The 24,951-nt window shown below is 71.9% G+C and carries 24 protein-coding genes and 3 pseudogenes; 7 read left to right on the top strand and 20 right to left on the bottom strand.

Going from position 1 to position 24,951, the window contains the following annotated elements; genetic code table 11:
- Positions 1-32: 32 nt before the first annotated feature.
- Positions 33-566, bottom strand: coding sequence for a hypothetical protein (locus JNW91_RS10630; protein ID WP_203174708.1), 534 nt, complete (start codon positions 564-566; stop codon positions 33-35).
- A 62-nt stretch (positions 567-628) separates the two neighbouring features.
- Positions 629-1,144: pseudogene (gene recO / locus JNW91_RS10625) on the bottom strand (DNA repair protein RecO); the annotation flags it as partial.
- A gap of 102 nt (positions 1,145-1,246) precedes the next feature.
- Between recO and JNW91_RS10620 the strand changes: the two are divergent.
- Positions 1,247-2,053: a DUF4097 family beta strand repeat-containing protein gene (locus tag JNW91_RS10620; protein WP_203174707.1), complete on the top strand. Its 807-nt coding sequence runs from the start codon at positions 1,247-1,249 to the stop codon at positions 2,051-2,053.
- On the opposite strand, the gene JNW91_RS10615 is transcribed toward JNW91_RS10620, so the two are convergent.
- The 8 genes and pseudogenes from JNW91_RS10615 to JNW91_RS10580 all read right to left on the bottom strand — a co-directional run bounded on the left by JNW91_RS10615 (position 2,040) and on the right by JNW91_RS10580 (position 9,500).
- Complete coding sequence (locus JNW91_RS10615; RefSeq protein WP_203174706.1) at positions 2,040-3,233, bottom strand: acyltransferase family protein; 1,194 nt, start codon at positions 3,231-3,233, stop codon at positions 2,040-2,042. The genes JNW91_RS10620 and JNW91_RS10615 overlap by 14 nt on opposite strands.
- Before the next feature lie 185 nt (positions 3,234-3,418).
- Entirely contained in the window at positions 3,419-4,315 is an 897-nt protein-coding gene (era, locus tag JNW91_RS10610; RefSeq protein ID WP_407664306.1) for a GTPase Era, read from the bottom strand.
- A gap of 5 nt (positions 4,316-4,320) precedes the next feature.
- Positions 4,321-4,707 (bottom strand): cytidine deaminase, encoded by a 387-nt coding sequence (locus JNW91_RS10605; RefSeq protein ID WP_203174704.1) that lies wholly within the window; start codon positions 4,705-4,707, stop codon positions 4,321-4,323.
- Positions 4,700-6,103 (bottom strand): hemolysin family protein, encoded by a 1,404-nt coding sequence (locus JNW91_RS10600; RefSeq protein WP_203174727.1) that lies wholly within the window; start codon positions 6,101-6,103, stop codon positions 4,700-4,702. Before JNW91_RS10600 ends, JNW91_RS10605 begins: the two co-directional genes overlap by 8 nt.
- The gene (gene ybeY / locus JNW91_RS10595) at positions 6,079-6,552 is read right to left on the bottom strand and encodes an rRNA maturation RNase YbeY (RefSeq protein ID WP_030491788.1); all 474 of its coding nucleotides are present in this window, start codon (positions 6,550-6,552) and stop codon (positions 6,079-6,081) included. Before ybeY ends, JNW91_RS10600 begins: the two co-directional genes overlap by 25 nt.
- 15 nt (positions 6,553-6,567) lie before the next feature.
- Complete coding sequence (locus JNW91_RS10590; RefSeq protein WP_203174703.1) at positions 6,568-7,626, bottom strand: PhoH family protein; 1,059 nt, start codon at positions 7,624-7,626, stop codon at positions 6,568-6,570.
- Positions 7,627-7,759: 133 nt separating this feature from the next.
- Positions 7,760-9,144: pseudogene (locus tag JNW91_RS10585) on the bottom strand (serine hydrolase domain-containing protein).
- Positions 9,141-9,500 (bottom strand): histidine triad nucleotide-binding protein, encoded by a 360-nt coding sequence (locus tag JNW91_RS10580; protein ID WP_203174702.1) that lies wholly within the window; start codon positions 9,498-9,500, stop codon positions 9,141-9,143. The pseudogene JNW91_RS10585 and the gene JNW91_RS10580 overlap by 4 nt, the downstream one beginning before the upstream one ends.
- A gap of 43 nt (positions 9,501-9,543) precedes the next feature.
- Here JNW91_RS10580 and JNW91_RS10575 point away from each other — a divergent pair, with 43 nt between their 5' ends.
- Positions 9,544-10,305, top strand: coding sequence for an SDR family NAD(P)-dependent oxidoreductase (locus tag JNW91_RS10575; RefSeq protein ID WP_203174701.1), 762 nt, complete (start codon positions 9,544-9,546; stop codon positions 10,303-10,305).
- 71 nt (positions 10,306-10,376) lie between these two features.
- Positions 10,377-11,288: a polyphosphate kinase 2 gene (gene ppk2 / locus JNW91_RS10570; RefSeq protein WP_203174700.1), complete on the top strand. Its 912-nt coding sequence runs from the start codon at positions 10,377-10,379 to the stop codon at positions 11,286-11,288.
- A gap of 25 nt (positions 11,289-11,313) precedes the next feature.
- Here ppk2 and JNW91_RS10565 read toward each other — a convergent pair whose 3' ends face one another.
- The 3 genes from JNW91_RS10565 to hrcA form a co-directional block, all read right to left on the bottom strand.
- Positions 11,314-12,048, bottom strand: coding sequence for a 16S rRNA (uracil(1498)-N(3))-methyltransferase (locus JNW91_RS10565; protein ID WP_203174699.1), 735 nt, complete (start codon positions 12,046-12,048; stop codon positions 11,314-11,316).
- 1 nt (position 12,049) lies between these two features.
- Complete coding sequence (gene dnaJ, locus JNW91_RS10560) at positions 12,050-13,195, bottom strand: molecular chaperone DnaJ (protein ID WP_203174726.1); 1,146 nt, start codon at positions 13,193-13,195, stop codon at positions 12,050-12,052.
- A gap of 73 nt (positions 13,196-13,268) precedes the next feature.
- Complete coding sequence (hrcA, locus tag JNW91_RS10555; protein WP_203174698.1) at positions 13,269-14,291, bottom strand: heat-inducible transcriptional repressor HrcA; 1,023 nt, start codon at positions 14,289-14,291, stop codon at positions 13,269-13,271.
- Positions 14,292-14,519: 228 nt separating this feature from the next.
- On the opposite strand from hrcA, the gene JNW91_RS10550 reads away from it, so the two are divergent.
- Complete coding sequence (locus tag JNW91_RS10550) at positions 14,520-15,161, top strand: DUF4870 domain-containing protein (RefSeq protein ID WP_203174697.1); 642 nt, start codon at positions 14,520-14,522, stop codon at positions 15,159-15,161.
- 65 nt (positions 15,162-15,226) lie between these two features.
- Here JNW91_RS10550 and hemW read toward each other — a convergent pair.
- Positions 15,227-16,449 (bottom strand): annotated as a pseudogene (hemW, locus tag JNW91_RS10545) (radical SAM family heme chaperone HemW).
- 19 nt (positions 16,450-16,468) lie between these two features.
- On the opposite strand from hemW, the gene JNW91_RS10540 reads away from it, so the two are divergent.
- Positions 16,469-17,278, top strand: a complete 810-nt coding sequence (locus JNW91_RS10540; RefSeq protein ID WP_203174696.1) for an enoyl-CoA hydratase-related protein — start codon at positions 16,469-16,471, stop codon at positions 17,276-17,278.
- A 64-nt stretch (positions 17,279-17,342) separates the two neighbouring features.
- Here JNW91_RS10540 and JNW91_RS10535 read toward each other — a convergent pair whose 3' ends face one another.
- On the bottom strand, positions 17,343-18,107 hold the full coding sequence (locus tag JNW91_RS10535) for an SDR family NAD(P)-dependent oxidoreductase (RefSeq protein ID WP_203174695.1): 765 nt from the start codon (positions 18,105-18,107) through the stop codon (positions 17,343-17,345).
- Positions 18,108-18,390: 283 nt separating this feature from the next.
- Between JNW91_RS10535 and JNW91_RS10530 the strand changes: the two genes are divergently transcribed.
- Together JNW91_RS10530 and JNW91_RS10525 are read left to right on the top strand one after the other, a co-directional pair.
- Positions 18,391-19,248: a hypothetical protein gene (locus JNW91_RS10530; protein ID WP_203174694.1), complete on the top strand. Its 858-nt coding sequence runs from the start codon at positions 18,391-18,393 to the stop codon at positions 19,246-19,248.
- A gap of 221 nt (positions 19,249-19,469) precedes the next feature.
- On the top strand, positions 19,470-20,372 hold the full coding sequence (locus JNW91_RS10525; protein ID WP_203174693.1) for a phytanoyl-CoA dioxygenase family protein: 903 nt from the start codon (positions 19,470-19,472) through the stop codon (positions 20,370-20,372).
- A 51-nt stretch (positions 20,373-20,423) separates the two neighbouring features.
- Here the strand turns inward: JNW91_RS10525 and JNW91_RS10520 are convergent, their stop codons facing one another.
- The 5 genes from JNW91_RS10520 to JNW91_RS10500 form a co-directional block, all read right to left on the bottom strand.
- Positions 20,424-21,065: an MOSC domain-containing protein gene (locus tag JNW91_RS10520; protein ID WP_238424735.1), complete on the bottom strand. Its 642-nt coding sequence runs from the start codon at positions 21,063-21,065 to the stop codon at positions 20,424-20,426.
- Between the two features lie 27 nt (positions 21,066-21,092).
- Positions 21,093-21,923 (bottom strand): carbohydrate ABC transporter permease, encoded by an 831-nt coding sequence (locus tag JNW91_RS10515; RefSeq protein ID WP_203174692.1) that lies wholly within the window; start codon positions 21,921-21,923, stop codon positions 21,093-21,095.
- Entirely contained in the window at positions 21,920-22,906 is a 987-nt protein-coding gene (locus tag JNW91_RS10510) for a carbohydrate ABC transporter permease (RefSeq protein ID WP_203174691.1), read from the bottom strand. The genes JNW91_RS10515 and JNW91_RS10510 overlap by 4 nt, the downstream gene beginning before the upstream one ends.
- Positions 22,903-24,189 carry a sugar ABC transporter substrate-binding protein gene (locus JNW91_RS10505; RefSeq protein ID WP_203174690.1) on the bottom strand — a complete coding sequence of 429 codons (1,287 nt, stop codon included), beginning with the start codon at positions 24,187-24,189 and terminating at the stop codon, positions 22,903-22,905. Before JNW91_RS10505 ends, JNW91_RS10510 begins: the two co-directional genes overlap by 4 nt.
- Before the next feature lie 224 nt (positions 24,190-24,413).
- A complete protein-coding gene (locus tag JNW91_RS10500; RefSeq protein WP_203174689.1) occupies positions 24,414-24,698 on the bottom strand; it encodes a GlsB/YeaQ/YmgE family stress response membrane protein in 285 nt (94 codons plus the stop codon).
- Positions 24,699-24,951: the final 253 nt, after the last annotated feature.

The following is a 24,951-nucleotide window of genomic DNA, read 5'->3' as shown; positions in this document are numbered from 1 at the left end:
CCGTAGCCGCCCGCGGCCAGTTCCGCGTCTGGTCAGCGCCGCGGGTCCAACTCGTCGAGCAGCGACGGGTCCCGCCGGATCAACTCGGCCAGGCGGGCCGCCGGGTCCGGGGTCAACCCGTCCGGGCCCGGTGCCCACGCCGGCACCGTCCGTCCCGACATCGGCCAGGCCGGCGGGGGTTCCACCGGCGTCGCCGGGGGCTCCGGGCCGACCGTGACGTGCGGGCCGTCCCAGGAAACCCGCAGCGGGTACGTCCGCCCGGCGTGCTCGACGCGGACGGTCACCGCCAGCCCCGGGTGGGCGTCGACGACCTGACGGACCGCCTCGGCAACCTCCTCGACCGGGCCCCAGCCGGCCGGCTCGTCGGGGACGTCCCGCCCCGCGTGTCGGGCATCGTGCCGGCCCGGCCCGGCGTTGCGGGGGTCGGTGTGGCCGCTCGCGTGGTGGACCGGTCCGCCGACCGGACCCGGCGGTGGTGTGCTGTCGTCACGGTCGTTGGCCCGCCGACGCAGCGCCTCTTCGCGCCGAGCCAGCCGGGCCAGCGTCTCGTCCAGGTCGCCCCTCACCAGATCACCCCTTCCCGCCACGGCCGGAGCCGGTCGGCTCAGGCCCTCCTGACCGGCGCCACGGTGCCGCAGACCGCGCACGCGGTCAACGCCGGCGCCCAGCCGGCGAGGGCCATCCCGCGCAGCAGGTACGCGTCGAGCACCAGGGTGGTGGCGTGCTCGCCTCGGGACAGCGCCTTCAACGCGCCCACGGTGAGCTGGAACAGTCGCAGCGAGGGCTCCCGCTCCACCGGCGTCAGCCGCTCGGCGGTCTCGGCGATGGCGCTGGCCGCCGTGTAGCGGGGATAGTCGCCGAGGAACCGCTTGCCGTACAGGTCGATGCCCTCGACCTGGCTGACCGTGTGCAGCGAGCTGCCGTGGTTGCCCTTCGGGTCGCCGGCGAGTTGCAGGTCGACGTGGCCGAACGGTTCGAGCCGCGCACCGAACTTGCTCATGGTGCGACGAACCCCCCGGGCCACCGCGCGCAACCGGCCGTGCCGGCGGGTGAGCAGGGTGATGATCCGGTCGGACTCGCCGAGTTTCTGTACGCGCAGCACCACCGCGTCGTCGCGGTAGAGCTGTCGGCGGTACCCGGCCATCGGACCATTCTCCCTCGGGGTGTGAAATCAGGGTCGGTTCGGGGTGGACGCGCGGATGAACCCCGATGCGCCCGACTCGTGCTCGGCCGTAGCGTGCTGGCCATGGCACTGCTCGAAACCACCGCAGCCGTTCGCCGTCGCGCCACGGCCCCCGTCGCGCTGGGGATGGCCGCCACCCTCATCCTGCTCGCCGGGTGCGACAACCTCTCGTTCCGCCGGCTCGACTACGACGACACCGAGGCGGTGAAGATCACCACGATCCGGATGCTGGGGGGCTCCGGCGACATGATGGTCCGGGGCACCGGGCCGGCGGGTGAGGCGCGGATCAAGCGGGTGGTGCGGTACCAGGGGGGCGAGCCCAAGGCCCGGTACGAGATCAAGGGCAGCGAGCTGGTCCTGGACACCGACTGCGGCAGTCGGTGCACCGTCTCCTACGAGGTGACCGTGCCGGAGGGCGTGACCGTGCAGGGGGAGTCCGGTTCCGGTGACGTCGACCTGAGCCGGGTCGGTGCGGTGGACCTCCGGTTGGGCTCGGGTGACGTGCGGATCGCCGGCGCCACGGGCGCGGTCGGGGTGGAGACCGGCTCCGGCGACATCGACGTCAGCGAGGCCGGCGCGGCGGTCCGCCTGCGCGCCGGGTCCGGTGACATCACCGCGCGGCGGCTCGGTGGCGCGACGGACGCCGAGGCCGGCTCCGGCAACGTCACCGTCGAGTTGGACAAGCCCGCCGCGGCGCGGGCGCACGCGTCCAGCGGAGACGTGACGATGCTGGTGCCGGCGGGCAGCTACCGGGTGCGCTCCAGCGCCGGCTCCGGCGACACCCAGGTGACCGTCGCCGACGACCCGGCGGCGTCCCTGGTGCTCGACGGTTCGGCCGGCAGCGGCAACGTTCGGATCAACCAGCGGTGACGTCGACGGTGGCCGCCTCCCCGGCCACCCGCTGCGCCGGCACCGCGGCCGATCCGACGGCGCGCCCAACCGGCCCGGCACCGGACCGACCAGCCGACTCGGCGCCGGACCGACCAGCCGACCCGGCACCGGACCGACCAGCCGACCCGGCACCGGACCGACCAGCCGACTCGGCCGGCACCGGCGGGCCGCCCGGGATCAGCTCCGGTAGCCGTCGGGCGGCGACGTCCTCGACCCAGCCGACGGCCAGGGTGACGACCCCGACCAGCGCGAAGACCAGCAGCACCCGGATGGCCAACCCCAGCGGGTTCCGGTGGGACCAGCCGACCACGTCGACCAGCGGGGTCAGCGCCACCACGAACGGCATGTGCCAGAGGTAGATCGTCAGCGCGCGCCGGTTGAGCACGGTCACCGCCCGGTCGGCCAGCCGGCTGCGCCCCAGCCAGGTGATGTCGGCCGGCCCCCGACCGAGCACGATCAGGATGAACGCCGCGGACCAGAGAGCGTTGCCGAGGTGGTTGTCGTTGAGGTCGTACCCGCGTGGACCGGGATGCGCGACGATCCACGCGCCGCCGGCTGTCGCGAGCGCCAGCGCCAGCGGGTACAGCACCCGGCCGGCGAGGCGGCGCAGCATCCCCGCGTGGTGGGCGAACCCGAGCAGCCACGCGCCGAAGTACAGACCGAATTCGCGCAGCACCGGCGGCGCCGGGTAGATGCCCACCTCGACGGTCACCAACAGGAGGTACGGGGCGAGCAGAGTGGGCAGTGGGGCCTTGCGGAACAGCCAGAACGCCACCGGTGAGGCGAGCACGAACCACAGGTAGTCGCGCAGGTACCAGATGATGCTCAGCGCGATGGCGCCCCAGTTGTTGGCCGGCGGATCGGCGATGGGGAACAGCCACAGCAGCAGCCGGGGGCTCACCGCCAGCCCGCTGAACAGCATGGCCGGTACGAAGACCGCCGCCAGCACCCACAGCGACGGCAGCAACCGACGCAGCCGACGACCGACCGCGACCGGGCCGGACCGGGTGAGCGATGCGGCCATCAACGAGCCGGCCAGCGCGAACATCACCGACATGGCAGGGAAGACGAGAGTGAGGGTCGCCCACCCGGTGACGTGGTAGACGACAACTCGAACGATGGCCAGGAAACGGAGCAGATCGAGATACCTGTTGCGCATCAGCCTGCATCTGGGTCGGGGACGCGGGGCGTACCTCCCCTACCCTGCGCGGTGCCGCCACCAAACGGCCGGCACCCCGACCGAACGTGAATCTCCCCATCGACACGACCGAAGACGATCATGGAGTACGTCGCCAGCGCGGTCGCGACCCGACCGGAGTGTCCCGGTCCGGCCGGCGTGGTGGATCAGAAGCCCAGCTTGCGCAGCTGCCTCGGGTCGCGCTGCCAGTCCTTCGCCACCCGCACGTGCAGGTCCAGGTAGACCCGGCTGCCGAGCAACTCCTCGATCTGCTTGCGGGCGGTGGTGCCGACCTCCTTGAGTCGGCTCGCCTTGTGGCCGAGGACGATCGCCTTCTGGCTGGGTCGTTCCACGTACAGGTCGGCGTAGATCTTCATGACCTGACCCTCGGGGATCATCTCCTCGACCACCACCGCAATCGAGTGCGGCAACTCGTCGCGGACACCTTCCAGGGCGGCCTCCCGGATCAGCTCCGCGACGAGCACCTGCTCAGGGTCGTCGGTGAGCATGTCGTCGGGGTAGAGCTGCGGCGACGGCGGCAGGTAACTGGTCATCACGTCGACCAGCGTGTCCACCTGGTGCCCGGACACGGCGCTCACCGGCACGATCTCGGCGAACTCCCCCATCTCGCTGACCGCGAGCAACTGCTCGGCCAGCCGGCGCTTGTCCACCAGGTCGGTCTTGGTGACCACCGCCAGCACGGTCGCCTTCAGCTCGGCCAACTCACCGGAGATGAAACGGTCACCCCGCCCGACCGGTTCGTCGGCCGGGATGCAGAGGCCGATCACGTCGACCTCGGTCCAGGTCGACCGGACCAGGTCGTTGAGGCGCTCGCCCAGCAGCGTACGCGGACGGTGCAGGCCCGGCGTGTCGACCAGGACCAGCTGCGAATCCGGACGGTGCAGCACGGCCCGGATGACGTGCCGGGTGGTCTGCGGCTTGTTCGAGGTGATCGCGATCTTGGTGCCGACGATGGCGTTGGTCAGCGTGGACTTGCCGGCGTTGGGCCGTCCGACGAAGCAACCGAACCCGGCCCGGTACGGGCGCGCCTGCGGATCCTGCACGGGGCTCACTGGGTCACCGTGCCGAGCACGGTGCCGTCCGGCGCGGCCACGTGGATCGGCGCGTCCACGGCGAGGTCACGAACGGCGGCGTGGCCGGCGCCGTCCAGCGTCGACGCCTCGGTCACCACGACCGCCGCCTCCAGCCGACTCGCACCGGCCGCCACCGCCGACGCCACCGCCAACTGCAACGCGGTGAGGGTCAGCGAGGGCAGGGCGACGCTGGCCGCCGCGTACGTCCGGCCGTCCTGGTCCCGGACCGCGGCGCCCTCCACCGCCGCGACCCGCCCACGGGCTCCCCGGGCCAGGACGACCAGCTTCGCGTCCTCGGTGCTCAACGGGGCCGGCGCGGTGGGGGTGGGCCGGGCGGTGGGCGTGGCGGGTGTCTCAGGCATCTGCGGGTTGCCTCTCCTCGTCGCGGTTGTGGCCCTGGTCGTCCCCGGGGCTGGTGTCCTGCTCGTCGCCCGACTCCGCCCGGCTGACCAGGACCGTGTCGATCCGGTTGCGCCGGCCGGTGGTGCCCTCGGCGACGAGTCGGAGACCGGCCACCTCGACCTCCGCGCCGGGGATCGGCACCCGCCCGAGCGACTGGGCGAGCAGACCACCGACCGTCTCCACCTCGTCGGTGGGCAGGTCGGTGTCGAACAGCTCGCCCAGGTTCTCCACCGGCAGGCGGGCGGTGACCCGCACCGAGGAGTCGGGCAGGCGTTCGACCGGAGGGCGTTCGACATCGTACTCGTCGGTGATCTCGCCGACGATCTCCTCCAGGATGTCCTCGATGGTGACGAGGCCACCGGTGCCCCCGTACTCGTCGACAACGATGACCAGGTGGTTGCGGGCCGCCTGCATCTCCGACAGGAGGTCGTCCACCGGCTTCGACTCGGGTACGAAGGTCGCCGGGCGCATCAGCTCGGCCACCGGCAACTGCTCGGCCGACGGGTCACCGCCCCGGGACCGCCGGATCAGGTCCTTGAGGTAGAGCACGCCCAGCACGTCGTCGACGCTCTCGCCGATCACCGGGATGCGGGAGAAACCGGACCGCAGGAAGAGCGCCAGCGCCTGCGCGAGCGTCTTGCCCTCCTCGATCCACACCATCTCCGTCCGCGGCACCATCACCTCACGGGCGATGGTGTCGCCGAGCGCGAAGACCGAGTGGATCATCTGACGTTCGCCGTGCTCGACCACGCCGCGCTGCTCGGCCAGGTCGACCAGCTCACGCAACTCCACCTGGGTGGCGAACGGGCCCTCCCGGAAGCCGCGCCCCGGGGTGACCGCGTTGCCGATGAGGATCAGCAGCGACGCGAGCGGGTTGAGCGCCCGGCCCAGCCAGCGGACCAGCGGCGCCACCGCCCGACCCACGGCGTACGCGTGCTGCCGCCCGATGGTGCGCGGGGCGACCCCGACCACCACGAAGCTGACCACGGTCATCGCGCCGGCGGTGACCAGCGCGGCCCGCCAGCCGGCGCCGAAGCTGTCCACCGCGACAAGCGCCACCAGCGTGGTGGCGGTCAGTTCGGCGAGCAGCCGCAACAGCAGGAGCAGGTTGAGGTGCCGGACCACGTCGCCGGCCACCGCCTGGAGGGTGCGGGCACCGCGTACGCCGTCCCGGGCCAGTTCGGCGGCCCGGGCCGGAGAAACCGCGGCGAGCGCCGCCTCGGTCATCGCGATCACGCCGGCCAGCACCACCAGGCCGGCCGCGAAGACGATCAGCTGCACATCGGGAAGGCCGGCGGTGGGGCCGGCCGCCAGTAACGGAGGAGTGGACATCACTGGGTGCGGGTCGACCGCCAGCTCGCCAGCAGTCGGGCCTGGAGCGCGAACATCTCCCGCTCCTCCTCCGGCTCCGCGTGGTCGTAGCCGAGCAGGTGCAGCACCCCGTGCACGGTGAGCAGGTGCAGCTCGTCCGCCGGGGCGTGCCCGGCGGTGGCCGCCTGCTTGGCCGCCACCTCGGGGCACAGCACGATGTCACCGAGCAGGGCCGGCTCCCCACCGGCCGGGGCGGACTCGCCCGGGCCGTGGTCGACGCTGCCCTCGTCCATGGGGAACGCGAGCACGTCGGTCGGGCCGTCGCCGCCCATCCAGCGGTGGTTCAGCTCGGTCATGTAGTCGATGTCGACCAGCAGCACGGACAGCTCGGCGAGGGGGTTGACCCCCATCTCGTCGAGTGCGTGCCGGGCGACGGCGAGCACGGCGTCGGTGTCGACGTCGACACCGGACTCGTTGGCGATCTCGATGGACAACTGCTTTCCTCTGCTTTAGCGGCGGCGGCCGGCTCGGCCACCCTGGGCGGGACGCCCGGGCACGGCGTGGACGCCCTGCGCCTGCTGGGTCTCCCGCTCGGCGTCCCAGCGGGCGTACGCGTCGACGATCTGCCCGACCAGCTGGTGGCGGACCACGTCGGAGCTGGACAGCTGGGCGAAGTGCACGTCCTCGACGTTCTCCAGGATCTCCCGGACCACCCGTAGACCGCTGGTCGTCCCGCCGGGAAGGTCCACCTGGGTGACGTCACCGGTGACGACGATCTTGGAGTTGAAGCCGAGCCGGGTGAGGAACATCTTCATCTGCTCGGGCGTCGTGTTCTGCGCCTCGTCCAGGATGATGAACGCGTCGTTGAGCGTGCGGCCCCTCATGTACGCCAGCGGGGCGACCTCGATCGTGCCGGCGGCCATCAGCTTCGGGATGGTCTCCGGGTCGAGCATGTCGTGCAGCGCGTCGTAGAGCGGGCGCAGGTACGGGTCGATCTTCTCGTTCAGCGTGCCGGGCAGGAAGCCCAGTCGTTCGCCGGCCTCGACGGCCGGCCGGGTCAGGATGATCCGGTTGACCTGTTTGGCCTGCAACGCCTGGACGGCCTTCGCCATCGCCAGGTACGTCTTGCCCGTACCGGCCGGACCGATGCCGAACACGATGGTGTGCGAGTCGATGGCGTCGACGTACCGCTTCTGCCCGAGCGTCTTGGGGCGGATGGTGCGCCCGCGCCGGGAGAGGATGTTGAGGGTCAGGACCTCGGCGGGCCGCTCGGCGCTGCCCTGCTCGAGCATGCCGACGGTACGCCGGACGGCGTCAGTGGTCAGGGTCTCGCCTTTCTCGATGAGTTCGAGCAGCTCAGTGAAGACCCGCTCGGCGAGGGCGTTGTCCGCCGGGGCGCCGGTGATGGTGATCTCGTTGCCACGGACGTGCACGTCACTGGTGACCGAGCGTTCGACGAGTCGCAGAATCTCGTCACCCGCGCCGAGCAGGTTGACCATGATCTTCGGGTCGGGCACGGTGATCCTGGTCTGCACCCGGGGCGGGCCGGGAGGTGGGGTGCCGGTCATAAGTTGGGCCGAAGGGCCCTGCGCACCTGCTCTCGATCTCGGCGCCGGCCCCTGGTGGCGCGGCGTGCGGACGTTGTACCCATCGTATCGGTTCAACGCGGGGCGCATCGCGCCCATTTCCGCTGGCCGGCGATCAACTCCCGGCCCGGAAGTCGTACCGGTCGAACGTCTCCTGGTGGCGGGTGAACCGGTACGTCGCCCAGTGCATCCGGATCACCGTGCCGGCGTCGTCGCGGGTCAGCCTCAGCAGCTCGCCGGCCTCCCGCCCGGAGACCGTGCGGAACACGTCCGGGCGGTCCGGCAGCGGGGCGAAGACCGCCGGCGGGCGGCGTGCCGGGTCCCGTGCCCCGCGCGCCTGGAGGGTGCCGTCGTGCCAGGAGAAGACGTACTCGGAGCCCTCGCCCACCAACGGCCGAGCAGGCCCCGCAGGGCCGCCGGCGCCGGCTCGCCGGGCCGCCACGGCTCGATCTCGGCCGGGTCGTGCTCGACCGCCTCGGCCAGCAGCTTGTGCGGCAGGTCGAACAGCTCCGCCGCCGTACCGGAGGAACCGAGCACCGCGGCGCCCATCGCGCCGGCCGTGCCGTCGCCGCCGCGCCGCCCGTACACGGCGGCCAGGAAACCGGGCATGGCGCCGTCGTGCCCCACGTGCACCACCCGCTCGCCCTGCGGCACGAGGATCAGCCCGAGCCCGAACCCGGCGGCCCAGAGCGTCTCGTCGGTGGTGGTCAACGGCCAGCGCATCTCGTCCAGGGTGTCCGGGGCGAGCACCGCGCCGGGCGGGTCGAGCGCCGCCGGGTCGGCCAGGAACGCGGCCCAGCGGGCCATGTCCGACGCGGTGCTCCAGAGCTGGGCGGCCGGGCCGACCGCGCCGAAATCGGTCGGTGTCTCCGGGTGCGCCTCGTCGGAGTACGCGTCGACGAGGAACCCGGTCGCCGCCGCCGGCCCGGGGGCCGGGGTGGTGTCGGCCAGCCCCAGCGGCGTCAGGACCCGCTCGGCGAGCACCTCGGCCCAACTGCCGCCACGCAGCCGGGCGACCAGCTGGCCGAGCACGGCCGGGCCGAGGTTGGAGTAGTGGAATCGCCGGGCCGGCGGCAGCACACGCTCGGCCCGGTCCAGCTCCGCCATCAGCCGAGCGTCGTCCGGTGCGCGCAGGGTGTCCCAGACGTCGCCGAACGGCTCGCGTTGCAGCCCACCGGTGTGCGACAGCAGGCGGCGGACGGTCAGCTCACCGTGCGCCGGCACGTCCAGGTGCCGGCTTACCGGGTCGTCCAGGTCCAGCAGGCCGTCGTCGCGGCACTGGAGGGTGAGCACCGCGGTGAAGGTCTTGGTGACCGAGCCGATCCGGAACTGGGTGCCGGGCCCCAGCGGGCTGTCGGTGCCGGTGTCGCCGACGGTGCAGCTCCACAGCGGCCGATCGGCCCGGTGCAGCGCCACCGACACCGCGGGCACCCGGGCGTCGGCCTGAACCCGCCGGACCAGCCGGCCCAACCGGTCGGGCACGTCGCGGTTGGCCGTCACGCCAGGTCCCGGGCGAGCATCGGGCCGAGCGGCGCGCCGCCGAGCAGGTGCGCGTGCACGTGGAACACCTCCTGCCCGCCGTACGTCCCGGTGTTGAACATCAGCCGGAAACCGTCGCCGAGCAGCCCCTCGTCGTCGGCGACGTCGGCGGCCGTGGCCAGCACCTCAGCGGCCAGTCCGGGGTCGCCCTGGGCGAGGGTGGCGACGTCGGCGTAGTGCTCCTTCGGAATGACCAGGATGTGCACCGGCGCCTTCGGGGTGATGTCGCGGAAGGCGAGGGTGGTGGCGGTCTCCCGGACCACGGTGGCCGGGATCTCCCCGGCGACGATGCGGCAGAACAGGCAGTCGGATCCCATCCGGGCAGTGTAAGGAGGAAACGGCTACGGCAGGATGGCCGGCATGACGGATCGGGCGGTACTCGTGACAGGGGCTTCGCGTGGCATCGGCCGGGCGGTGGCGGAGGCGTTCGCGGCCAGCGGGGACCGGGTGGCGATCCACCACCGCGACTCCGCCGACGCGGCCGAGCAGGTGCGCGCCCAGCTGCCCGGCGCGGGGCACGTGGTGGTCCGCGCCGACCTCGCCGACCCGGACGCGGTCCGGTTGATGGTCGACCGGGCGGCCGAGCTGCTCGGCGGGCTCGACGTGCTGGTCAACAACGCCGGGACGTACGGCGACCGGGACGACCCGCACCCGATCTTCGGCGCCTCCTACGAGCAGTGGCAACGACGCTGGCGGCAGGTGCTGGAGACCAACCTGACCGGCGCGGGCAACGTCACCTGGTGCGCCGCGCAGCACATGCGCGAGCGCGGGGGTCGGATCGTCAACGTCTCGTCCCGGGGCGCGTTCCGGGGTGAGCCGCAGCAGCCGGCGTACGGGGCCAGCAAGGCGGGACTGAACGCGTTGGGCCAGTCCCTCGCGGTGGCGCTCGCGCCGTACGGCATCGCGGTGGCCACCGTCGCGCCGGGCTTCGTGGCGACCGACATGGTCGCCGGGCACCTGGGCGGCGAGGGCGGCGCGGCGATCCGCGCACAGAGCCCGTTCGACCGGGTGGCACGTCCGGAGGAGATCGCTGCCGCGGTGCACTGGCTGGCCTCGCCACTGGCCGAGTGGGCGTCGGGCACCATCGTCGACCTCAACGGCGCCTCCTACCTGCGTAGCTGACCCCGACACCACCCGGAATTCCCGGTCCCGGAAGGTGGCTGGCGGCACGTGGGCGGGTAAGTCCCACCGACATGGCCGACTCCGCGCTGCTGGACCTCACCGCCGACTACCGGGTGGCCGACGGCCACGACGACGATCCCGTCCTGCTGCGCCCGGACGGCACCCCCGTGCAGACCTGGCGCGAGGACTACCCGTACGACGAGCGGATGGACCGCGACGAGTACGACCGCGACAAGCGACTGCTCCAGATCGAACTGCTCAAGCTCCAGGACTGGATCAAGGAGTCCGGCGAGCGACTGGTGATCGTCTTCGAGGGTCGGGACGCGGCAGGTAAGGGCGGCACCATCAAGCGGTTCATGGAGCACCTCAACCCGCGCGGCGCCTCCGTGGTGGCGCTGGCCAAGCCGGACGAGCGGGAGTCCGGCCAGTGGTACTTCCAGCGGTGGCTGGCGCACCTGCCGGCGGCCGGCGAGATGGTGCTGTTCGACCGGTCCTGGTACAACCGGGCCGGCGTCGAGCGGGTGATGGGCTTCTGCTCCCGCAAGGAGTACCTGGAGTTCCTTCGTCAGGCCCCGGAGTTGGAACGGATGCTGGTGCGCTCGGGCATCCGGCTGGTCAAGTTCTGGTTCTCGGTGTCGCAGAACGAGCAGCGGACCCGGTTCGCGATCCGCCAGGTGGACCCGGTCCGGCAGTGGAAGCTGTCCCCGATGGACATCGCCTCGCTCGACCGGTGGGACGAGTACACCGAGGCGAAGGAGGCGATGTTCTTCTGGACCGACACGGCCGACGCGCCGTGGACGGTCGTGAAGAGCAACGACAAGAAGCGAGCCCGCATCGAGGCGATGCGGCACGTGCTGCACCGCTTCGACTACGCCGGCAAGGACCCCGAGGTGGTCGGCACGCCGGACCCGCAGATCATCGGGCCGGCCGGGCTGGACCTGCGGCCGGAGGAGGAGCCGGTGCCGGTCTTCCCCCGCCCCTGACCGACGACGCGCACCCGACGCGGGATCACCAGCGGCCGAGGCGGGTGGCGAGCACGCTGAGCGCCGCCACTCCGGCCGTCGAGGTGCGCAGCACCGCCGGCCCGAGCCGCACCGGCCGGCCGCCGGCCTCATGGAACGCGGCCAGCTCGGCCGGGGCGATGCCACCCTCCGGACCGACCACCAGGACGATCTCGCCGGTGGAGGGCAGCTCGGCGGTGGTGAGCCGCTCGTCGGCCTCCTCGTGCAGCACGAACCCGGCGGCGGCGCCGGCGATCCGACGGGCGACGGTCGCGGTGGACTCGTCCGGCGCCCCGGCCACCACCGGCAGCCACGGCCGGCGGGCCTGCTTGGCCGCCTCCCGGGCGGTGGCCACCCACTTCTCCCGGGCCCGTACGCCCCGGTCACCGCGCCACTGGGTCACCGAGCGGGACGCCGCCCAGGGCACGATCTCGTCCACCCCGACCTCGGTCATCGCCTGCACGGCCAACTCGCCCCGGTCACCCTTGGCGATGCCCTGCACGGTGACGATCCGGGGTACCGGCGCGTCCGCGTACCCCCGGGAGGTGACGGTGACCTCCAGGCTGCCCCGGCCGACGGCCGTGACCACGGCGGCGGCCGTGCCGCCCCGCCCGTCGGCGAGCAGCAACGCCTCGCCGACCCGCAGCCGTTGCACGGTGGCGGCGTGGTGCCCCTCCGGGCCGTCCAGGGTCAACGCGTCGCCGGTGGGCAGCGCCTCGACCAGGAACAGCGGCGCGGACACCTCAGGCGTGCCCGTTGAACGCGTCGCGCATCCGGGAGAAGAAGCCGCCCTGTTTGGACAGCTCGGCGACCTCCTCACCACGGGTCTTCGCGAAGTCGCGCAGCATCCGCTCCTGGTCCGGGTCCAGCTTGGTGGGCGTCCGCACGTCGAGGTGCACGTACAGGTCACCTCGGCCGGTGCCGCGCAGGTGCGGCACCCCGCGGGCGCGCAGCCGCAGCGTGCTGGCCGGCTGGGTGCCGGCCTTGACGTCGACCGTCTCCTCGCTGTCGAGCGTCTTGATGGTGAGTCGGGTGCCCAGCGCCGCCGCGGTCATCGGCACGGTCACCCGGCAGTGCAGGTCGTCGCCCTTGCGGGAGTACACGTCGTGCGGGCGCTCGTGGATCTCCACGTAGAGATCACCGGCGGTGCCGCCACCCGGGCCGACCTCGCCCTGCTGTGCCAGCCGGATCCGCATGCCGTCCTCGACCCCGGCCGGGATCTTGACGGTCAGTGAGCGGCGGGTACGCACCCGGCCGTCACCGGCGCAGGTGGGGCAGGGGTGCGGGATCGTGGTGCCGTAGCCCTGGCAGACGGTGCACGGCCGTGCCGAAACCACCTGGCCGAGGAAGGTGCGCTGCACCGACTGCACCTCACCCCGGCCGCCGCACGCCTCGCAGGTCGCCAGGTGGGTGCCGGCGGCCGTGCCGGCACCGGAGCAGGTGGTGCAGAGCACGGCGGTGTCGACGGTGATCGGGGCCTCGACGCCGAACGCCGTCTCGTGCAGGTCCAGTTCGAGTCGGAGGATCGCGTCGGCGCCCGGCCGGGTACGCGGACGCGGGCCACGGGCCCCACCGGCCGCCCCACCGAAGAAAGCGTCCATGATGTCCTGGAAACCGACGAACGGGCCGGCCCCACCGGGGCCACCCGGGCCGCCGGCACCGCCGCCACCCGGGGCGAGCGGGTCGCCACCCAGGTCGACGATCTGCCGCTTGCGGTCGTCCGAGAGGACCTCGTACGCGGCGTTGATGTCCTTGAACTTCTCCTGAGCCTCCGGGTCCGGATTGACGTCCGGGTGGAACTGGCGCGCCAGCTTGCGGTAGGCGCGCTTGATCTCGTCATCGGAGGCTTCCCGGTTCACACCGAGGATGCCGTAGTAGTCCCTGGCCACTGCGTTCCGTGTCCTCATGTTCGTCTCGCGTTGCGCCGACCGGCGGCCGCAGCCGGCCGTCGGCCCTGACTGGTCAGTTCTGGGCCAGCAGCTCGCCCACGTAGCGTGCCACGGCGCGCACCGTGGCGATGGTGCCGGGGTAGTCCATCCGGGTGGGCCCCAGCACCCCCAGGCCGCCCACGATCGTGGCGCCCGGGCCGTACCCCGTGCTGACCACCGAGGCGGCGCGCAGGTTGTCGAACTCGTTCTCGTCGCCGATCAGCACCCGGGTCGTGCTCGGCTCGGTCTCGCCGATGAGCTTGAGGAGCACGACCTCCTCCTCCAGCGCCTCCAGGATGGGCCGCAGCGAGCCCTGGAAGTCCAGCAGGCCGCCCCGGGTGAGGTTGGCGGTGCCGGCCAGCGCGATCCGTTCCTCGTGCCGCTCGACCAGCGTCTCCAGCAGCACCGAGGCGAGGGTGGCCATCGTCGGACGCAGCTCGGCCGGCGCCTCGTCGACCAGCGCCTGCACCAGCGGCGGCGTGTCCGACAGGCGGGCGCCGGCGAGCTTCTCGTTGACCAGCCGGCGCAGGTCGGTGACGTCGTCGGCGGGCACCGGCCCGGGCAGTTCCACCAGCCGCTGCTCCACCCGCCCGGTGTCGGCGATCATGACGAGCATCAACCGGGTCGTGGAGATCGGCACCAGCTCCAGGTGCCGCACCGAGGAGCGGGCCAGGCTCGGGTACTGCACGACGGCCACCTGCCTGGTCAGCTGGGCGAGCAGCCGTACGGTGCGGTGCACCACGTCGTCGAGGTCGACCGCGCCGACCAGGAAACGCTCGATGGCCCGGCGCTCGGCCGGACTGAGCGGCTTCACCCGGGACAACCGGTCGACGAAGAGCCGGTAGCCGCGGTCGGTGGGCACCCGCCCCGCACTGGTGTGCGGCTGGCGGATGTAGCCCTCCTCCTCGAGCACGGCCATGTCGTTGCGGACCGTGGCCGGGGAGACCCCGAGCTGGTGCCGTTCGACCAGCGCCTTGCTGCCGACCGGCTCCTGGGTGGAGACGTAGTCCTCGACGATGGCGCGGAGCACGGCGAGCTTGCGGTCGTCGAGACCCATCCTCCGCACCTCCTGTCGCACGTCGGCCGCCGGCGCGACCTCAAGCCGGCGGACCGTCCTGGCACTCGACTGTAACGAGTGCCAGTCTACGTCGGCGCCCCCGCCGGCGCGATGATCAACGACAGCTCGTCGGTGCGGCACGCACCACCCCGCTCGGGCCGATCGGTCCGCCCAGCCGGGCGGTGTCGCTCTGGTGCGGCGTTGCCAACGGCCCCTACCGTGACAGCCATGACTGAACCTCCTCGCCCTCCCGGAGCGGGAGACCCCGGCACCTACCCGCCGGAGCCGACCTCACCGGGCTCGTCCCCATCGGCCGAGCCACCCACCGCACCACTGTCCGGGGCGTCCGGCCCGGGCGGCTATCCCCCGCCCGGTGGCTATCCGCCGCCCACCGGTGACCAACCGCCGTCGGGCGGCTACCCTCCGCCGGGCAACTACCCGCCCGGTGGCTATCCCCCGGCCGGTGGTCACCCCGGTGGCGGCTATCCGACCGGTGGCGCCTACGGCGGCCCCGGCGGCGGCTACGCCAACAACGAGGACAAGACCTGGGCGCTGGTCGCGCACTTCGGCGGGGCCGCCGGGATGATCGTCAGCGGTGGTGTGCTCGGCTGGATCGGCCCGCTGGTGGCGCTGCTGGCCCGGGGCAACGCGTCCCCCACCGTCCGCGCGCACGCCGTGGGGGCACTCAACTTCCAGCTCATCTGGTCGATCATCGGCCTGGTCGGCTGGGTGCTGTCCTGCATCGTGATCGGGTTCATCCCGGTCGCGGCGGCCGTGATCCTCGGTGCCGTGTTCGGCATCATCGCCGGCATCAAGGCCAACGAGGGGCAGCTCTACCGCTACCCGCTCTCCGCCAGCTTCATCAAGTGACCCGGGCCGCCGCTCCCCCGGCCGGTCCGGCGCACCGCCGCCGCCGGTCGGGGCAGCGGGCCGGCTCAGGGCAGCAGGTCGCGGACCACGGCGTCGGCGAGCAACCGGCCGCGCAGGGTGAGCACCGCCCGGCCCGCCGCGTACCTCTCGGCGTCCAGCAGTCCGGCGCCAGCGCCCGTTCGGCGCCGGCCCGCCCGGTGGCGTCGAGCACCGCCAGTGGCAGGCCGGTGGCGAGCCGCAGCCGGAGCATGACGTCCTCCATGTGCGCCTCGTCGGTGGTGAGCACCTCCCGGGCCAGCCCGGGAGACGCGCCGGCGGCCAGCCGCTGGGCGTACGCCGACGGGTGCTTGACGTTCCACCAGCGCACCCCGCCGACGTGGCTGTGCGCCCCCGGGCCCAGCCCCCACCAGTCCGCGCCGGTCCAGTAGAGCAGGTTGTGCCGGCACCGGGCCGCGTCCGTGCGCGCCCAGTTGGAGACCTCGTACCAGGACAGCCCGGCCGCGTCGAGGGCGGCCTCCGCCGCCAGGTAGCGATCCGCGGCGACGTCGTCACTGGGGTACGGCAGTTCGCCGCGGCGCATCCGCGCGGCGAGTCGGGTGCCGTCCTCGACGATGAGGGCGTACGCGCTGACGTGGTCCACCCCGGCGGCGACGACCTGCTCCAGCGAGGCCGCGAAGTCCTCGGCCCGCTCCCCCGGGGTGCCGTAGATCAGGTCGAGGTTGACGTGCTCGAACCCGGCGTCGCGTGCCTCCAGGGCGGCGGCGGTGGCCCGACCGGCGCTGTGTCTGCGGTCCAGGATCGCCAGCACCCCCGGGGAGGCGGACTGCATGCCCAGCGAGATCCGGGTGTAGCCGGCGGACCGCAGCAGCTTCAACGATTCCGGGGTGACCGATTCCGGATTGGCCTCGGTGGTCACCTCGGCGTCGGTGGCGAGCCCCCAGGCGCGGTCGATGCCCTCGAGGATGCGGGCCAGGTCGTCGGCGGGGAGCAGGGTGGGCGTACCGCCGCCGACGAAGACGGTGTCGACCCGGGGCGGCGGGTTGTCGCCGAGCACCCGGGCGGCGAGCGCCAGCTCGGCCAGCACGGTGTCGGCGTACCCCTCGCGGCTGGCGCCGCCGCCCAGCTCGGCGGCCGTGTAGGTGTTGAAGTCGCAGTAGCCGCAGCGGCTGGCGCAGAACGGCACGTGGACGTACACGCCGAAGCCGCGCGCGCCGACCGCCGCGGTGGCGGTGGCGGGCAGCGATCCGTCGACGGGGACGGTCTCACCATCTGGAAGGACGCCGGGCATGGCCACTAGTGTGCCCGGCATGACCTCTCCCGACGTCCTCGTGCGGGTCGCCACGGCCCGTGGGGTGACCACCCTCACCCTGGACAGCCCGCACAACCGCAACGCGCTCTCCACCGGCCTGATGACCCAGCTGCTGGCGGGACTCGCCGACGCGGTCGCCGACGACGCGGTCCGGGTGATCGTGCTCGGCCACACCGGCCCGGTCTTCTGCTCGGGGGCCGACCTGAAGGAGACCGCCGCGGCGTACGCCAGCGGGACGGTGCCCGCCGGGATGCTGGGGGACGTGCTCGCCGCGCTCTGGGAGTGCCCGAAGCCGGTGCTGGCCCGGGTGGGCGGGCCGGCGCGGGCCGGTGGGCTGGGCCTGATCGCCGCCGCCGATCTGGCGGTCTGCGCCGACGAGGCGACGTTCGCGTTCACCGAGGTACGGATCGGGGTGATCCCGGCGGTGATCTCGGCGACCGTGCTGCCGCGGCTGCACCCGCGCGCCGCCGCCGAGCTGTACCTGACCGGGGACACCTTCGACGGTCGGCGGGCGGCCGAGATCGGCCTGGTCACGGCCTCCGTGCCGGCGGACGGGCTGGACGAGGCGGTCCGGGGCTACTGCGACTCGCTGGTGCGCGGCGCGCCCGGCGCGCTGGCCGGCGCGAAGGAGTTGCTGCGCCGGCCGGGTACCGCCGAGCTGCGCGGTGACCTGGCCCGGCTGTCCGCTCTCTCGACCGGCTACTTCCTGTCCGACGAGGGGCGCGAGGGGGTCACCGCGTTCCGGGAGAAGAGATTGACTCGATGGGTGGCCGCTCTGGACGCGGACCACGGTGCTCATTCCGGGTAGGACCGGGGCCCGGCGACCACCGGGACGCCGCCTGTGGTTGGCGGCGTCCCGGTTTCCGGTCGGGTCACCAGGCGCTCGCGCCGCCATCGACCGGGTAGTTCGCCCCGGTGATGTACGACGCCCGGTCGGAGGCCAGGAAGACCACCAGCTCGGCGACCTCCTCGGGGCGGGCGAAGCGCTTGAGGAGCGTCTTGCTGGTGATGGCGTCCCGGGCCGCCTGGTTGTCGCCCAGGTCGCGTTCGCTGGCCGGGGTGAGGATGGGTCCGGGGCTGACCGCCACCGAACGGATCCCGTGCGGCGCGCCCTCCAGCGCCAGCTGCCGCGTCATGCCGATGATGCCGGCGTTCGCCGCGGTGTGGCCGACCATCGGGGGGACGTGACCACCGATCATTCCGGCCATCGAGGCGGCGTTGATGATGACGCCGCCGCCGCGCTGGACCAGGTGCGGCCAGGCGAACTTCGACACGAAGTAGGGAATGTCGAGTTCGCCGTTGATGGTGTAGCGCCAGTCCTCCACGGAGAAGTCGGGCACCGGGCCGAAGCGCAGCGCGGCCGCGTTGTTGTAGACCACGTCGAGCCCGCCGTAGGCCGCGGCGGCGTCCTCGACGAGGGTGCGTACCTGCTCCGGGTCGGTGAGGTCGACCGGCGCGATGCCGGTCATCTCACCGCCGGCGGCGCGGACCAGCTCGACCGTCTCGTTGTTGCCGTCGACCTGGAGGTCGGCCCCGACGACCTTGGCGCCCTCGCGTGCGAACGCCAGCGCCGAGACGCGGCCGAGACCGCCGCCGGTGCCGGTGATGAGCACTACCTTGCCGTCCATCGTTCCCATCTGAACTCCTCCTTGCGGGGCCGGAAGGCGTCGCCCGGTGGGCGGCCGGCTTCCGTGATTGACGTGTCAACCACTCAAGTCCTTGACCCGTCAATCACTTCCCTGCGCCCGGGATCCAGTGACCCGGCAGACAGGCCAGCCAGGGTCGACGCGGCAGGTGAGATCCGCGCCGAACCGGGAAGTTCCCGATCGGTACGCGCCGGCAGAGCCGACCCAGAACCGGTCGGACGACCCGGACGGCGCCAACGGGGACGTACGCTTGTCGAACTGTGTCGATCAGGGGGTGTGGGTGCGAACTCGGGCAGCCGTGGCAGGTGGAGTGGTGCTCATCCTTGTCGCCGTGATCGGAGTCTGGCTCGTCGTACGGCAGGCCGGGGACCGTCTGCAGTTGCCCCTGGCGCGCAAGTGCACAGTCCAGGCCGACGGTCGGGTGGCGCTGGACGCCGACCAGATGGCCAACGCGGCGACCATCGCGGCGATCGGAGCGCAGCGGGGGATGCCGGAGCGGGCCGTGGTGGTCGCGCTGGCCACCGCGTACCAGGAGTCGGGGCTGCGCAACCTCGCCGACGGCGACCGTGACTCGGTCGGCCTGTTCCAGCAGCGGCCGAGCCAGGGCTGGGGCAGCCAGGCGCAGATCCGCGACCCGCGGTACGCGGCGAACCGCTTCTACGCGGCGCTGAAGAAGGTGCGCGGCTGGGAGGAGATGCGCGTCACCGACGCCGCCCAGCGGGTGCAGCGTTCGGCGTTCCCCGAGGCGTACCAGAAGTGGGCCGACGAGTCCGAGGTGCTCAGCCGGGCACTGCTGGGCGAGGCCACCAGCGCCGTCGCCTGCACGGTGGGGCGTACCCCGGTGATGCGGGGCGCGACCGCGGCCGCGCAGCTGACCCGCAACCTGAAGCTGGACTGGGGGTTGTCCGGCACCGACCCGGCCGACCTGACCGGGCTGGCGGTGCCCGCGGCCGACCAGCGCGACGGCTGGCGGTACGCGCACTGGCTGGTCTCGCACGCGCAGGACCACGGTGTGAAGCGGGTCCGCTTCGGCAACCTGGAGTGGACCGCCCGGGACGGCACGTGGGGTCGGGTGGACGGCCAGCAGGGTCCCGCGGGGCAGGTGCTGGCGGAGGTCTTCGCCGAGGGGTGAGCTACCCGGATCTCTTAACCGGCAGTCACCGCACAATCGGACATCGCCCCACATGACACCTAATTGATCACAGATATGTCACCGTACGCAGCGGACCCGCTGCACATGGTCCGACCCGGGTCCGCCCATGCCGCACACCCTCCCCGCTGCCTGGACAGTCGCGTTACGATCGGCGGCCTGTGCCAGAAAAGGTTTCACCTCATGGGGAGGGGTACGACGCGGTGTTCGATTACGGCGACCGGACCGGCTACGAACCGATCAGCGACACTGACCGCAAGGAGTTCCACGAGCAGGGCTTCCTCCTGCTGCGCAACGTCCTGACGGAGGACCACCGGGCGGCGCTGGAGGCGGCGGTCGACCGCGTCTACGCGGAGGAGCAGGCCAAGGGCACCACCAAGAAGGACGGCACCCTGCACCTGCTGGGCTTCCTGGAGCGCGACGAGCTCTTCGGCGAGCTGCTGACCCACCCGATCGCCTTCCCGTACATGTGGGGGCTGGCCGGCTGGAACATCTACACCCACCACAACCACCTGGACGTCACCCCGCCGGCGCTCGAGCCGGAGAAGCCCTACTGGGGCTGGCACCAGGACGGGTACCGGCAGAACTCCGACCCGGAGACGATGGACCCCAACCTGCCCCGCCCGATGTTCTCGCTGAAGGTCGCGTACGTGCTGTCCGACCTCTCCGAGACCGGCCGCGGCGCCACCAAGGTCATCCCGGGCAGCCACCTGTGGAACTCGCTGGACCGGCCCAAGGACCTCAGCGTGCACAACCCGGACCCGGAGGGCACGGTGGAGATCACCGCCAACCCGGGCGACGCCTTCATCTTCGACCGCCGGCAGTGGCACTCCCGGTCGACGAACCTGTCGACCATCACCCGCAAGATGCTGTTCGTCGGCTACACCTACCGGTGGATCCGCCCGCTGGACGAGCTGCACCCGGACGTGAACGGCGAGTGGTACCGCAACCGCACGCCCGTACAGCGCCAGCTGATCGGTGAGGGCACCCACACCGCCAACTACTGGGGCATCAACTGGGACGGGTACGTCGACGACGAGATCCCGCTGCGCAAGGAACTCAAGGAGCGCGGTCTGCTGGACCGCAACATCCCCTGGCTGCGCTGATCGGCCGCCCGTGAGGAAGGCCCCCTGTCCGCAGGGGGCCTTCCTCACGTTTCAGCCGCGTCCGGCGAGCCGGCGGCGGGCCTTCTCCCGGATCTTCTCCGGCAGATCCTCCGCATCGAGCAGCCGGGGCAGCAACTCCGGCTCCAGGCTGGTCGCCCGGAACACCTCGCCGATGGTCACCCCGTGCGCGGGGCGTTCCACCACCTCGACCGGGTCGCCGGCGCCCACCTCCCCCTCGCGCAACACCCGCAGATACGCCCCCGGCGTGGCGCGCACGGTGAAGCGCCGGATCAGGTCGGGCACCCCCCAGAAGCCGGCGAACGTCGTGCACGGGGTACGCGGCATCGTCACCTGGAGCACCGCCGTGCCGACCGCCCACTGCTCGCCGATGACCGCACCGGTCACGTCCACCGCGTAGGTGGTCAGGTTCTCGCCGAAGCCGCCCGAGCGGATCGACCGGCCGATCTCGGCCGACCACCACGCGGCGTCCTCCTCGGCGTACGCGTAGACGGCCTGGTCCGGCCCGCCGTGATGGGCCCGTTCGGCGATGAAGTCGCCGGCGAGGCCCTCGACGAGCAGCGACACCGGTCCGTCGACCGGCCGCTTGTCGATGCCGCTGCGACCGCTCGCGTCGCCGGCCCATTCCGCCTCGGTCACGATGCCGAGGTTCACCGCTGCCACCCTGCCCGTCATGACGGCCAGCGTAGCGGCGGACGGCGGTCAGCCCTTGACGGCGCCGGCCACCAGACCGGAGACCATCCGTCGCTGCACCAGCAGGAAGAAGATGATGACCGGCAGGGTGAACAGGGTGGAGGCGGCCATCACCGGTCCCCAGTTCGTGTCGTCGCGCCCGAAGAAGAAGGTCATCGCCACCGGCAGCGTGTAGCGGCCCTGGTCGTTGATGAACGTCAACGCGAAGATCAGCTCGTTCCACGCCGTGATGAAGGAGAAGATGCTGGTCGCCACCAGGCCGGGCGCGACGAGCGGGAACAGCACCCGGCGGAACGTCTGGGCCCGGCTCGCGCCGTCGATCGCCGCCGCCTCCTCCAGTTCCTTGGGCACCGCCGCGACGAAGCCGCGCAGCATCCAGACCGCGAAGGGCAACGAGAAACCGAGGTACGTGAGGATCAGGCTGGGCAGCGTGTTGTACAACCCGAGCCGCTGGATCATCAGGAAGAGCGGGATGACAAGCGCCTCCAGCGGGATCATCTGCACCACCAGCAGCATGATCAGGAAGCTGGTCCGCAGCTTGAACCGGAACCGGGCCACCGCGGTCGCGGCGAGCAGGGCGACCAGACCACTGAGCACCACCGTCGAGACCGCGACGATCGCGCTGTTGAGGAAGAAGTCGAGGAAGCTCACGCCCGGGATCAGGTTGCCGGTGAGGATCTCCCGGTAGTGCGCCAACGTGGGGTGGGCCGGCACCGGCTGCGGGGTGGACGAGAAGATCTCACTGCTCGGCTTCAGCGAGGTGGAGATCATCCAGTAGACCGGGAACGCCGCGAAGAGCGCGACCAGCAGCCCGGCGCCGTTGAGGGCGATCTTCTTCACGACTCGTCCTCCTGCCTGAGCACCATCCGTACGTAGAAGCCGGTGACCACCAGCAGGATCAGCGTGAGGATCACCGCGATGGCCGCGCCGAGGCCGTACTTCGGCGGCGGGGAGAAGGCTTCGGCGTACGAGTAGATGGAGAGCATGAACGTCGGCCGGTCCTGGGTGCCGCCGGCCAGCACGAACTGCTGGGTGAAGACCTTGAAGTCCCAGATGGTGGAGAGCACGATCAGGATGCCGAAGACCGGGCGCAACAGCGGGAAGGTGATCTTCCAGAAGACCCGCCAGGGGCTCGCCCCGTCCACCCGGGCCGCCTCGTGCAACTCGCTCGGCACGCTCTTCAGGCCGGCGAGGACGCTCACCGCGATGAACGGGAACGAGTGCCAGACCACCACCAGCGTGAGGATGGCGAAGAACAGCAGCGGCGAGTTGAACCACCCGTAGCCGGTCCAGTCGCTACGACCGAACAGGGTGTTCGACAGACCGTCCGGCAGCGCGTTGAACAGCCACGTGACCAGGCCGCTCGTGTCGTCGAAAATCCACTTCCAGACGATCGTGCCGGTCAACGCCGGGGTCGCCCAGGCGAGCATGACGCAACTGGCCACGAAGGTGGCCATCCTGCGGCCGAGCCGGTTGAGCAGCAGCCCGACCAGGGTGCCGAGGACCATGGTGAGCAGCACGTTCGCCAGGGCGAACAGGACCGTGTTGCGCAGCACGGTCAGGAAGAACGGATCGGAGAGGATGTCGGTGTAGTTGCCGAGCCCCACCCACGGCCACTCCCGGTCGCCGCGTAACTGCCGGACGCTGTTGAGGCGATAGAAGGACATCCCCACCACCTGACCGAGCGGCCAGAGCAGCAGGACCCCGATGATCAGCAGGGCGGGCAGGAGCAGCAGGTAGGGCAGGCGGTCCACCCGGCGACGCCGCCGCGCGGGGGTCTCCCGCGCGGCGGCCGCCTCCGGCACCTCGGTCAGCGTGGTCACTTGGCGTTGAGGATGCTTTCCATCTCGCCGGCCGCGTCGGCGGTAGCCTTCTCGACCGTCTTCTGACCCTTCATGACCGAGCTGTTCATCGCCTGGGTCACCGTCTTCGTCCGGCTGACCTCCACCCACTTCGGGGTGAGCGGCGTGAGCTTGGTGTTCTGCATGGTGGTCGCGAACGCCGCCATCACCTTGTCGTTGGCGTACGTGTCACCGGCGACCAGATCCTGGTAGACCGGGAAGAAGCCGAGGCTGCTCGCGAAGCTCTGCGAGTTCTTCTTGTTCAGCAGCACGGTCAGGTAGTCCCAGGCCAGGTCCTGACGCTCACTGTCCTTCCAGATCGCCACGTCCGAGCCGCCCGCGAAACCGGGCGCGGCCTTGCCGTCCGGGCCGGGGATCGGGAACGTACCCCAGACCTTCTCGATCTCCGGGTTGTCCTTCTTGATGGCGCCCTGCTGCCAACTACCGGCGAACGCCATCGCGGCCTTGCCGGTGGCGAACTGGGTGCGCGCGTCGATCTCGTTCCAGCCGGCCGCGGCCGGCGGGGCCACCTTGTGCACCGTCACCAGGTCGGTCCAGTACTTGACGGCCCGCTGCGCCTCCGGCGTCGTGTAGCCGGACTTCCAGGTGCCGCCCTGGTTGGTGGCGATCTCCCCGCCAGCGCCCCAGAGGAATGAGTAGAAGGGCAGCTCGGAGTTGCCCGGCAGCGCGATGCCGTAGGTGCCCGGCTTCTTCGCCTGCACGGCCTTGGCCACGGTGACCAGCTCGTCCCAGGTCTTCGGCGGCTGAACGCCGGCCTCGGCGAACCAGTCGGTGCGGTAGTAGATCGCCCGCACGCCCGCGTACCAGGGCACGCCGTACTGCTTGCCGTCGAGCTGCGCGTTGCGCACCAGGTCGGGCAGCAGGTCCTTGCCGTCGGCCCAGCCGCCCATCCGCCCGGTCACGTCGGCGAGCGCCTCCTGGGCCGCCCAGCCCTGGGTCTCGGTGTTGCCCAGCTCGGTGATGTCCGGCCCTTCACCGCCGGCGAGCGCGGCCTGGAACTTCTTGGGCGCCTCGAGCCAGGGAATGTACTGGACCACCACGTCGGTGTCGGGGTGCTTCTGGCGGAACTCGGTCTCGACCGAGTCGAGGAAGGTGTTCTGCGCGTCGCCGCCCTCGCCCATCATCCAGACCGTGAGCTTGCTGTCGTCGGACGCCTCGTCCCCGGAGCCCCCGCAGCCGGTCAGCACCATCGCGGCCGAGGCCACCATGGCGGTGACCGGGGCCAGCCGCTTCCACCTGTTCACGCCACTTCTCCCCTCGCGCCGCTTGGAACTAACCTTCTCCGCCGCACCTTAGTACGAAGAATTCCTTTACGACAGTGGGAGGTGTCGCGACCGTACCGCAGCCATCCGGCCCGTGACGCCGTGGCATCCCGCCGAAGTCGGGCAGTCCAGCACGAAAGAGCGCCCGGCCGATGGCCGGGCGCTCTTCTGCGAGCGGTGCGATGCAACCAGGTGATACCGGGTTGTTATCGGGTGACGCTGCGGCGACGACCCACACCAGCCACCAGCGCGACCGCGATGGCCGCGACGACGACCTGCACCAGCAGCTCGCCCCAGTCGATGCCGTTGGTCTCGGTGGCGATGCCGATCGCCCGCGCCAGTACCGTGCCCAGCAGGGCGGCGCCCACACCGATCAGCAGGTGCAGCCACATGGGCATGTTCTGCCGACCCGGGACGACCAGGCGGCCGAGCGCGCCGACGATGAGACCAACAACGAGCGCAGTGATGATGCCCCACACGGTGAGCTCCACGGTCGCCCTCCTTCTAAGAATGTCCGACACACGGTCTGTGTGCTTCCTGTCGTGACCGCTAAGTGCCCGACCGGCCGAAAATCCAAACCGACTTTGTCCACCAGACGATCACGACTTGGCCGACCTGGGCAGCTTCCCCGGCCCCCCGCGCGCCGGCCTGCCGGACGCCAACCTGGCCGCTCTGGGGGCGCCCCCGCCACGCTCGGGGAGCGGCCTGCCCGCGCTCGGGCACCCCGCCTCGCGCGTCCGGCCC

It is taken from the genome of Micromonospora parastrephiae (assembly GCF_016802865.1).
Classification (GTDB): Bacteria; Actinomycetota; Actinomycetes; order Mycobacteriales; family Micromonosporaceae; genus Micromonospora; species Micromonospora parastrephiae.
The sequence above is the reverse complement of the archived record's forward strand: the minus strand, read 5'-3'. Positions and strand labels throughout refer to the sequence as shown.

What these genes read in the sequence shown, in the direction of transcription:
- JNW91_RS10520 (WP_238424735.1), bottom strand. Translation starts at nt 21,065, where the DNA reads ATGACGGGCAGGGTGGCAGCGGTGAACCTCGGCATCGTGACCGAGGCG.
- JNW91_RS10540 (WP_203174696.1), top strand. Translation starts at nt 16,469, where the DNA reads ATGACCTCTCCCGACGTCCTCGTGCGGGTCGCCACGGCCCGTGGGGTG.
- JNW91_RS10590 (WP_203174703.1), bottom strand. Translation starts at nt 7,626, where the DNA reads ATGACCGGCACCCCACCTCCCGGCCCGCCCCGGGTGCAGACCAGGATC.
- JNW91_RS10550 (WP_203174697.1), top strand. Translation starts at nt 14,520, where the DNA reads ATGACTGAACCTCCTCGCCCTCCCGGAGCGGGAGACCCCGGCACCTAC.
- JNW91_RS10575 (WP_203174701.1), top strand. Translation starts at nt 9,544, where the DNA reads ATGACGGATCGGGCGGTACTCGTGACAGGGGCTTCGCGTGGCATCGGC.
- JNW91_RS10620 (WP_203174707.1), top strand. Translation starts at nt 1,247, where the DNA reads ATGGCACTGCTCGAAACCACCGCAGCCGTTCGCCGTCGCGCCACGGCC.
- ppk2 (WP_203174700.1), top strand. Translation starts at nt 10,377, where the DNA reads ATGGCCGACTCCGCGCTGCTGGACCTCACCGCCGACTACCGGGTGGCC.
- JNW91_RS10605 (WP_203174704.1), bottom strand. Translation starts at nt 4,707, where the DNA reads ATGCCTGAGACACCCGCCACGCCCACCGCCCGGCCCACCCCCACCGCG.
- JNW91_RS10535 (WP_203174695.1), bottom strand. Translation starts at nt 18,107, where the DNA reads ATGGGAACGATGGACGGCAAGGTAGTGCTCATCACCGGCACCGGCGGC.
- JNW91_RS10580 (WP_203174702.1), bottom strand. Translation starts at nt 9,500, where the DNA reads ATGGGATCCGACTGCCTGTTCTGCCGCATCGTCGCCGGGGAGATCCCG.
- JNW91_RS10615 (WP_203174706.1), bottom strand. Translation starts at nt 3,233, where the DNA reads ATGCGCAACAGGTATCTCGATCTGCTCCGTTTCCTGGCCATCGTTCGA.
- hrcA (WP_203174698.1), bottom strand. Translation starts at nt 14,291, where the DNA reads ATGGGTCTCGACGACCGCAAGCTCGCCGTGCTCCGCGCCATCGTCGAG.